Genomic DNA, 2274 nt, shown 5'->3' on the forward strand with positions numbered 1-2274 from the left:
CTTCCGATCTCGGCACGCCCGAACCGGCGGTGGCGCGCAGCGCCGCCGTCCAGCGCAGCAGAGCGCTGGGCGGTTCGGGTCCCGAGGGCCGGGCGAAGGCGGGTTCGCCGGTGACCGGATGCACGTCGGTGGGGACGACCGCGAAGCCGTCCGCCGTACGGTGGACGATCCCGTCACCGCGCGGGAAGCTCCCGGCGCTGCGCAGCTCCCAGGGCGGGTCGACGCCCTCGAAGCGCAGACCCTCACGGAAGTCGTCCTGGAACAGGGTGCGTTCGAGCGTGGTGGCCGGGGCAGGGGTGTGCTGCTGCGTGATCAAGGCTCTCCTCAGTAGTTGCCGAGCCCGCCGCACACGTTGATGGCCTGCGCGGTGACGGCCGCCGCGTCGTCGCCGACCAGGTACTCGACCATGGCGGCCACTTCACGGGTGGTCACATAGCGGCCCAACGGCACCCGGGCGGTGATGCGGTCGTGGGTCTCCTGCTCGCTCACGCCCCAGATCCCGGCATAGTGCTCGCGCACCTTCTCGGCCATCGGGGTCTCGACGAAGCCGGGGCAGACGGCGTTGACGGTGATGCCGGTGCGGGCCAGCTCCAGGCCGAGGGCCTTGGTGAAGCCCACGACGCCGTGCTTGGACGCGGAGTAGGGCGCGGCGTGCACCACGCCCTGTTTGCCGCCGGTGGAGGCGATGCTGATGATGCGGCCCCGGCCGGCGGTGAGCATGCCGCCCGTGGTGAGGACTTCCTTCGTCATCAGGAAGACGCTGTTCAGGTTGGTGTTGATGACGTCGAGCCACAGCTCGTCGTCGATCTCGGCGGTCGCGCCGCCGCCGCTGCGGCCCGCGTTGTTGACGAGGATGTCGACCTGCCCGAACCGGTCGACCGCCGCACGCACGAAGGCCCGGATCTGGTCGGCGCTCGCCACGTCGCAGACGGTGCCGTCGGCCTCGTACCCCTTCTCCGTAAGAACCTTGACGGTGGTGTTCAGTTCCTCGGCGCGCCGGGCGCACAGGAAGACCCGTGCCCCGAGCGAGGCGAGGCGTTCGGCGATCTCCAGCCCGATACCGCTGGTCGCCCCGGTCACCAGCGCCACCGGCGCCGCTGTCTGCGTCATCTTTCCTCCATGGTCCGAGCGTCGGACGGTGCCCTTGGAGAGTCGGGGCGTGGTCTGGAGCGGGCCTCGCGACCGCCTTGAGCAGCGGGCTTCGAGCCGGGTTCGAGTCGGTCGGGGAACTGTGGGCGGGTCAACCGGCGCCCGGAACAGGAGAGTTCAATGACCGAGACCCTCGCGACGACCGACGTGTACTCGCAGGTGCAGCACTTCTACGCCCACCAGATGCAGGCGCTGGACGGCCTGCGTTTCGAGGACTACGCGGCCACCTTCACCGAGGACGGCACCTTCCAGCACTCCCCCGGAGCCGAGCCCGCCCGTACCCGGCCGGGGATCGTGAAGGAACTGGTGGAGTTCCACAAGCGCTTCGACGGCGACCCGGTGCAGCGCCGCCACTGGTTCACCCACATCGCGCTCACCCCGCGGGCGGACGGCTCGCTGGCCTCCACCGTGTACGCCCTGGTCGTCACCGTCCGCCCGGGCGGCAAGCCGGAGATCGCGCCGAGCTGCGTCGTGCACGACGTCCTTGAGGTCTCCGACGGCCAAGTACTCACCCGCTCACGGCTGGTGACGCACGATCAGATGTTCTGAGGAGACATCCGCCGCAGTCCGGGCGGAGGAGGGAAGAGCCATGCCGTCTTCGGCGGATCCGACGGACCGCGTGCGGGCCCTGGAGGAACTGCTCGGCGACCCGCTGGACGCGACGCACCCGCTCGGCCACCGCGCGGTGCTGGAAGCCGATCGGCAACGCGAACTGCCGCCCGGCGGCGAGCAGTTGCTGAGCGGTTTCGGGCTGCACGAGGAGCTGGTGCCCGTCGCGCTGGGCGGCCGGCTGCACCGGTTCGACACACCCGCCCGGCTGCTGCGCGCGGTCTTCCGGCGTGACTTCTCGCTCGGGCTCGGCTTCGGCGGGGACTCGCTCGTGGCCGCGGTGGCCGTGTGGGCCCACGGCTCCGACGCCCAACAGGCCCGCGTCGCCCGGCTGTTGCTGGACGGCGGCCGTATCTCGGTGATGTTCCAGGACATCGCCCACGGCAACGACTTCAGCGCCAGCAGCGTCACCGCCTTCCCCGACGGGGCAGGCGGTCTGCTGCTCCAGGGGCACAAGGCGGTGGTGACCAACGCGGCCCGGGCCGAGGCCCTGGTGGTGCTGGCCCGCACCGGCGC

At 71.2% G+C, this 2274-nt stretch carries 3 protein-coding genes and 1 pseudogene; 2 read left to right on the forward strand and 2 right to left on the reverse strand.

Annotated elements, in window-relative coordinates:
- On the reverse strand, positions 1 to 316 hold a 316-nt coding region (locus R6V09_RS51320), incomplete at its 3' end, for a DUF6081 family protein (RefSeq protein WP_317888278.1).
- An 8-nt stretch (positions 317 to 324) separates the two neighbouring features.
- On the reverse strand, positions 325 to 1110 hold the full coding sequence (locus R6V09_RS51325; protein ID WP_317888279.1) for an SDR family NAD(P)-dependent oxidoreductase: 786 nt from the start codon (positions 1108 to 1110) through the stop codon (positions 325 to 327).
- 159 nt (positions 1111 to 1269) lie between these two features.
- On the opposite strand from R6V09_RS51325, the gene R6V09_RS51330 reads away from it, so the two are divergent.
- Positions 1270 to 1698: a nuclear transport factor 2 family protein gene (locus R6V09_RS51330; RefSeq protein ID WP_317888280.1), complete on the forward strand. Its 429-nt coding sequence runs from the start codon at positions 1270 to 1272 to the stop codon at positions 1696 to 1698.
- Positions 1699 to 1738: 40 nt separating this feature from the next.
- Positions 1739 to 2274 (forward strand): annotated as a pseudogene (locus R6V09_RS51335) (acyl-CoA dehydrogenase); the annotation flags it as partial.

The organism is Streptomyces sp. W16 (assembly GCF_033194735.1).
Lineage (GTDB): Bacteria > Actinomycetota > Actinomycetes > Streptomycetales > Streptomycetaceae > Streptomyces.